The sequence below is a fragment of the Candidatus Margulisiibacteriota bacterium genome, assembly GCA_028715625.1.
Lineage (GTDB): Bacteria > Margulisbacteria > Riflemargulisbacteria > GWF2-35-9 > GWF2-35-9 > JAQURL01.
The window spans coordinates 1-5,828 of record JAQURL010000106.1 but is presented as its reverse complement, the minus strand read 5'-3'; the positions used below and the strand labels follow the sequence as shown (position 1 = coordinate 5,828).

General features: G+C 40.5%; 9 protein-coding genes. 8 read left to right on the top strand and 1 reads right to left on the bottom strand.

The genetic code is table 11. The features are described 5' to 3' along the window. On the top strand, positions 1-190 hold a 190-nt coding region (locus tag PHV30_11785; GenBank protein MDD5457695.1), incomplete at its 5' end, for a WYL domain-containing protein. Between the two features lie 2 nt (positions 191-192). Here the strand turns inward: PHV30_11785 and rpsT are convergent. Beyond that, entirely contained in the window at positions 193-525 is a 333-nt protein-coding gene (gene rpsT / locus PHV30_11780) for a 30S ribosomal protein S20 (GenBank protein ID MDD5457694.1), read from the bottom strand. A gap of 132 nt (positions 526-657) precedes the next feature. Here rpsT and PHV30_11775 point away from each other — a divergent pair, with 132 nt between their 5' ends. From PHV30_11775 to PHV30_11745, 7 genes are all read left to right on the top strand, one after another. Next, on the top strand, positions 658-1,233 hold the full coding sequence (locus PHV30_11775; protein ID MDD5457693.1) for a hypothetical protein: 576 nt from the start codon (positions 658-660) through the stop codon (positions 1,231-1,233). A 184-nt stretch (positions 1,234-1,417) separates the two neighbouring features. Continuing rightward, positions 1,418-3,454: an ATP-dependent DNA helicase RecG gene (gene recG / locus PHV30_11770; protein MDD5457692.1), complete on the top strand. Its 2,037-nt coding sequence runs from the start codon at positions 1,418-1,420 to the stop codon at positions 3,452-3,454. Beyond that, the gene (gene rsmD / locus PHV30_11765; GenBank protein ID MDD5457691.1) at positions 3,454-3,993 is read left to right on the top strand and encodes a 16S rRNA (guanine(966)-N(2))-methyltransferase RsmD; all 540 of its coding nucleotides are present in this window, start codon (positions 3,454-3,456) and stop codon (positions 3,991-3,993) included. The genes recG and rsmD overlap by 1 nt, the downstream gene beginning before the upstream one ends. Further along, entirely contained in the window at positions 3,994-4,482 is a 489-nt protein-coding gene (gene coaD / locus PHV30_11760; GenBank protein MDD5457690.1) for a pantetheine-phosphate adenylyltransferase, read from the top strand. Next, entirely contained in the window at positions 4,469-4,948 is a 480-nt protein-coding gene (locus PHV30_11755) for a hypothetical protein (GenBank protein MDD5457689.1), read from the top strand. Before coaD ends, PHV30_11755 begins: the two co-directional genes overlap by 14 nt. Then, a complete protein-coding gene (rph, locus tag PHV30_11750) occupies positions 4,932-5,639 on the top strand; it encodes a ribonuclease PH (protein ID MDD5457688.1) in 708 nt (235 codons plus the stop codon). The genes PHV30_11755 and rph overlap by 17 nt, the downstream gene beginning before the upstream one ends. Continuing rightward, positions 5,636-5,828, top strand: a 193-nt coding sequence (locus PHV30_11745; GenBank protein MDD5457687.1) for a shikimate kinase, incomplete at its 3' end; no start/stop codon positions are given. The genes rph and PHV30_11745, both read left to right, overlap by 4 nt.

Genomic DNA, 5,828 nt, shown 5'->3' with positions numbered 1-5,828 from the left:
GTTCACCGATAATAATTATAAAACAAGCTATACACCGAAAGGTGAGCTGGTGGTGGAATTTCAGACTGGGGACATTGATACTATCTACTACTGGTTATTGTCGTTTGGTCCACAGGTAGAAATAATCGAACCGTTCACACTTCGCTCCAGGATCCGCAAAGACCTTATTTCCATGGTCACAATGTATTGAATTTAAGCTTTTACTTCTGTTTCGGCTGCTGCTGGAACTGCTTTGGCTGCCTTGGATTTTTTCGGAGCGCTTAATATTTTATTAACTTTTTTTGCCAGACGTGATTTTAGGCGGGCAGCTTTGTTTTTGTGAATTACGCCTTTTCTGGCAACGGTATCTATAACTTTTATTGTTTGTTTTACTACTTCAGCTGCGTTTTTTTTCTCGCTTTTATCTGCTAGCATAGTCACAGCTTTTTTAACATAAGATTTTACTTTGCTTTTATGTGCTAAATTTATTTCTCTTTTTTTTGCGTTTGTTTTTATTCTTTTTTTTGCCGATTTAATATTTGCCAATTGCACACCTCATTAAATAATAATTAATAAATGTCAGATTACACGTCGAAAATGACAGGTTGTATAATAGCAAAATGTCCCGCATTACGCAAGAGTGTTTATCTTTTGAGGTTTTTATGTATAATTATATTCATGGAAACAAAACCTGTAGTCCAGACCGGTCCGAAAATTATTCCGAATATAAATACAAAAAATGCTGACCAGCCGGTAACACCAAATGTTCCAAGTTCGTCGATTTCAGCCATACCTCCGCAGGGAACACAGGGCCGTCCTCCTATAGAAAATATTACTACAAAAACAAGCACAAAAAGTAATCAGACACTTGGCTTTACTCCTCAACCGGGATCTATGGCTGAAATGCAATCTGCAGTCCAGGCTGTAGCGGAAAAAGTGCAGGATGATAAAAACAAGGAAGAGCAGATAGCCGAATCGGAGACAGCACCACCGAAAGCTGAAACCGAAGCTATTGTTACAGATGAAGAAGAGTTAATCAGGGACATGAAAAAAACTATAAAGAATCAAACTAAAGAAGTGTCCAAACGGGTAAATCGCAGTGCGTTTAAGTTTATTTTTAAAAAAACAGATTGGCTGAACAAGGAGCATGCGGCTGATGCTGAAGAGTTTTTTACTATAAAAGTCCCCAAGGTCTTGGCTCAGGAATTAAGCAAAATTTTAAATGAGGCGTTGGGATTGACCGAAGATAAATAATATACTCTTAGCAAAAATGGTTTTCGTCTTTGTTGCCTGCGTCGCTCGCAGCTCAATGTACTATTAAGTACACTTCCGCTGTTCGCTCCTTGGCGCCTCGACAAAATTTCATTTTGCGTCGAGTATATACGGTTAAAAATTGTTTACTCGATTAAGGAATGTTGAATATAATACCTAATAAATTATGGATATTCAGTTTATAAAAGGTGTCGGCCCGGCAGTGGCCGCCAAGCTGAAAAAGTTAAATCTTGCCGATACCCGGGATGTTCTTACTTTTTTCCCTGCCGCTTATCAGGACCGAAGATATATTAAGCCTGTTTTCAAGCTTGTTCCGGGCCAGGATGAGTTCGCCACAGGAAAGCTACGCAGCATCAGAGAGATTCGAAAAGGCAAGTACCTCTTGCTGCAGGCCTTTCTTTATGATGAAACAGGCGAAATAAAGTGTATCTGGTTTAATCAGCCCTTTTTGAAAAAAATCCTGAAAACCGAAATCCCGATTTTTATTCATGGCAAAATCGAGTATGACTTTGTAAACCGGATTAAAACTATCAAGGTTACTGAATATGAATATGTTGATGAAACCAATATCAACAGGGTTGTCCCGGTCTATCCCTTAACCAGCGGGATTTATCAAAAACAGCTGAGAGCGATTGTGGGCAGAGCTTTGAAAATGGAACTGCCACAGGTCGCAGACCCATTTCCCCAGGAACTTCTAGATAAATACAATCTGGTCTCTTTGCGAGAAGCTATCGGTCAGTATCATTATCCCAGAGATGAAAAGGCTTATTTAAGCTCTAAACGACGTTTGATATTCGAAGATTTCATCTATTTGCAGCTTTCTCTGGCGATCAGCAGGTCTTTAATCTCAATCAGGGAAAAAGGTATAGCTTTTAAATTTAAAAACACTATATCCAGGGAGTATTTTGACAGCATTCCTTATCGTTTGACCAGAGCGCAGATACGGGTTATAGATGATGTCAGAAAAGACATGCAGTCTGACAAGCCCATGAACAGGCTGGTGCAGGGTGATGTGGGAGCTGGAAAGACTGAAGTGGCCATGGCCGCCATTCTGGTTGCTCTGGAGAACGATTATCAGGTTGCTATTATGGCACCAACTGAAATTCTGGCCCATCAACATTATCAGAAGATGCTTAAATATTTATTGCCTCTGGGCATAAATGTCGAACTGCTGGTCGGCAGCCTGAAAGAATCCAGCAAGATCCGTAAACATTACCTGATTGCCGCAGGGAATGCGCAAGTTATAGTAGGAACTCACGCTGTAATCCAGGAAAAGGTAAAATATTCCAATCTGGGCTTGGCTATTATCGATGAACAGCATCGTTTCGGAGTATTGCAGAGGTCTGCTCTGATGAAAAAAAGCGGGGAGACCATAGATTTACTGGTACTTACGGCCACCCCTATTCCGCGTACACTTACGCTTACTCTTTACGGTGACCTGGATAAATCTATTCTCGATGAAATGCCGCCGGGTAGAACGCCGATTAAAACTGTCTGGTTAAAAAAATTGAATAAAGAAACGCTGGACTTTATTAAGGAAGAAATCAAAAAGGGTAATCAGGTTTATTGGGTTTTCCCTTTGGTGGAAGAATCGGAAAAAATAGATTTGAAAGCGGCAACCGAAGGTAAAGAACATATCGCTAAAAATTTACTGCCGAAACATCGGATAGGTTTACTGCATGGTAAAATGAAGCAGAAGGAAAAGGACTCCATTATGGAAAAATTTCGTAACCGGGAGCTGGACGTACTGGTTTCCACGACTGTTATCGAAGTCGGTGTGGACGTGCCGGATGCTACGGTAATGGTCATAGAGCACGCTGAACGTTTCGGCCTGTCGCAGTTACATCAGTTGCGCGGGCGTATAGGGCGCAGCAACAAACCCTCGGTTTGTTTTTTACTGAGCCAGACTCGTACCGAACCCGGCAAAGCCCGACTGGGTGCCATGGTGCAGTCAACAGACGGCTTTTACCTTGCTGAAATTGATTTGCAGCTGCGTGGCCCCGGGGATTATTTCGGTTCCAAGCAGAGTGGTTTGCCTACGATGTATGTGGCGAATCTGATTAAAGATGAAAAGATACTTCTGGAAACCAAGCAAATGGCCGCGGAAATAGCCGAAGATTATAAAAACTCCAAATACAAGCAAGTTATTAGTACACTGAAAAGCAAACCTCATCTCTTTGTAGGCAGTCAGGGAATGAACTGATGCACGTTATCGCCGGTAAATATAAAGGGATGGCGTTGGATTATGAAAGCAAGAGGATAAGACCGACAACATCCAAAGTGCGTGGAGCGGTGTTTTCCATTTTGGGCGACAGAATTGACGGGGCGCAGTTCCTGGAATTATTCTGCGGTTCTGCTGCAATGAGTATAGAGGCTTTAAGTCGTGGAGTTGATAAGGCAGTAGCCATTGATGTTCAACTGGATATTGCTTATAAAAATAAAACCAGATTGAAACTGGGGAATTTGTTTTTATATAAAAAAAGAGCTGAAGACGCTGTAAAAATTCTGGGCAAAAAGCAGGAACAGTTTGATATTATTTTTATCGACCCGCCATATGGCTACAAAGGCAAAAATGAATTGTTGTTATCAATATCTAAATTTGATATACTTAAAGCTGACGGAATACTCTTATTTGAGGCTGAAAATTCGGATAAAGAAGTAGAGAATTCCCGGAATTTTGAATTAATCAAGACCTATCAATATGGTCAGTCTCAAATAATCTGTTTCAGGAACATTAAATAAATGGAAAAAGTAGCTATTTATCCCGGAAGTTTTGACCCCATAACCAATGGTCATATTTCAATTATTAAACGTGCTTTGCGTATATTCGACCGTTTGATAGTTGGTGTTTCAGAAAGCGAGACCAAGCATCCGATTTTCAGCATGAAGGAAAGGGTGCAACTGATTTCCGAATTGAATATTCCAAATCTTACTGTAAAATCTTTTAAAGGCCTGCTTATAGATTTTTGCAAAAAAGAAAATACACAGGTTATTATCAGGGGATTACGCGCTGTTTCTGACTTTGATTATGAATTTCAACTGGCACTGGCCAACAGAAGAATGGACAGGGATATCGAGACTGTTTTTTTGATGACTGATTACAAATATTCCTACCTGAGTTCATCAATTGTTAAAGATATGGCCAGGTTTAACGGTGATATAACCGGTCTTGTGCCTGAACACGTTTCAATGCTTTTGAAAGAAAGGTTTGCCAAACATGGAAATTCTTGATCTGCTGGATGAGTTGGAAACAAAGATATTAAATGCTCGACATGGTATGTTTTTAGCCAAAAACGAAGCGATTATTGATAAAGAAGAAATTATGGATAGTCTGGACGTTATTCGTAAAATGATTAATGAAAAATATAAAATACTTAAATCCAGGCTGGAACAGGATGAAACAGGTAGTGCCAAACAACCAGCTTTTTTACAGCAGAATATTGAAAGCCGTTATGAAGCTAATGATGAGGCCAGGGATATTGTTTCTCAGGCTAAAAAACAGGCGCAGGACATAAAAAATGAAATTGATGATTATGCAGACAAGGTTTTACAGAACTTAAAACTGACCATTGCGAAATTCAAGAGAAAGCTCCTGAAACTTGATACCATTGTAGATGTGAGCAGGGACCGTATACAGAAAACAGCACATTATGCAGAAATCGAAGAAGAAGAGGTGGAAAGTGACAGCAAGGATTGATAAAAGAAAAAATAGCGATTTAAGAAGGATTAAAGTTACCAGAGGATATTTGGATTATCCAGCCGGCTCAGTACTTATTGAATGCGGAAATACAAAAGTAATTGTGACAGCTATTATCGAAGACGGTGTGCCACCCCATCAAAAAGGTAAGGGTGAAGGTTGGCTTACTGCTGAATATAACATGCTTCCGGGAAGCTCCAATGAAAGAATTAAACGTGAACGTTTCAAGGTGTCAGGCAGGACTATGGAAATACAGCGCCTTATCGGCAGAGCACTACGCATGGCCGTTGATTTATCAGCTTTGGGAGAACGTACAATTACCATAGATGCCGATGTAATTCAGGCCGACGGAGGTACGCGTACAGCTTCTATTACCGGCGCATATATCGCGTTGCGCGACGCGATAAATAAATTGATCAAAGCCGGTAAGCTGATCAGCAGTCCCCTGCGGGAACAAATTGCCGCGGTCAGCGTAGGAATTGTTAAAGGCCAGGCCATGCTTGACCTGTGCTATGAAGAAGATTCAGGAGCGGACGCGGATATGAACATCATCATGACCAAATCCGGAAAGATTGTGGAAATTCAGGGCACAGCGGAAAAACAAGCATTTGATAAAAAAGAATTTGACGCTTTATATCAATTGGCGGAAAAAGGTCTGAAAGAAATATTTATTGTTCAGGACCGTGCATGAGGCCTGAAAATCTTTTTTTAACAGGTTTCATGGGTTGCGGTAAAACTACTGTTGGCCTGACGCTTGCCAAACATTTATCCGGTTATACTTTTATTGATAGCGACGAACAACTGGAAAAAACAGCAGCCAGAAAAATCAGCGAGATATTTGAAAACGAAGGTGAAACTTATTTCCGCGATTTGGAAACCG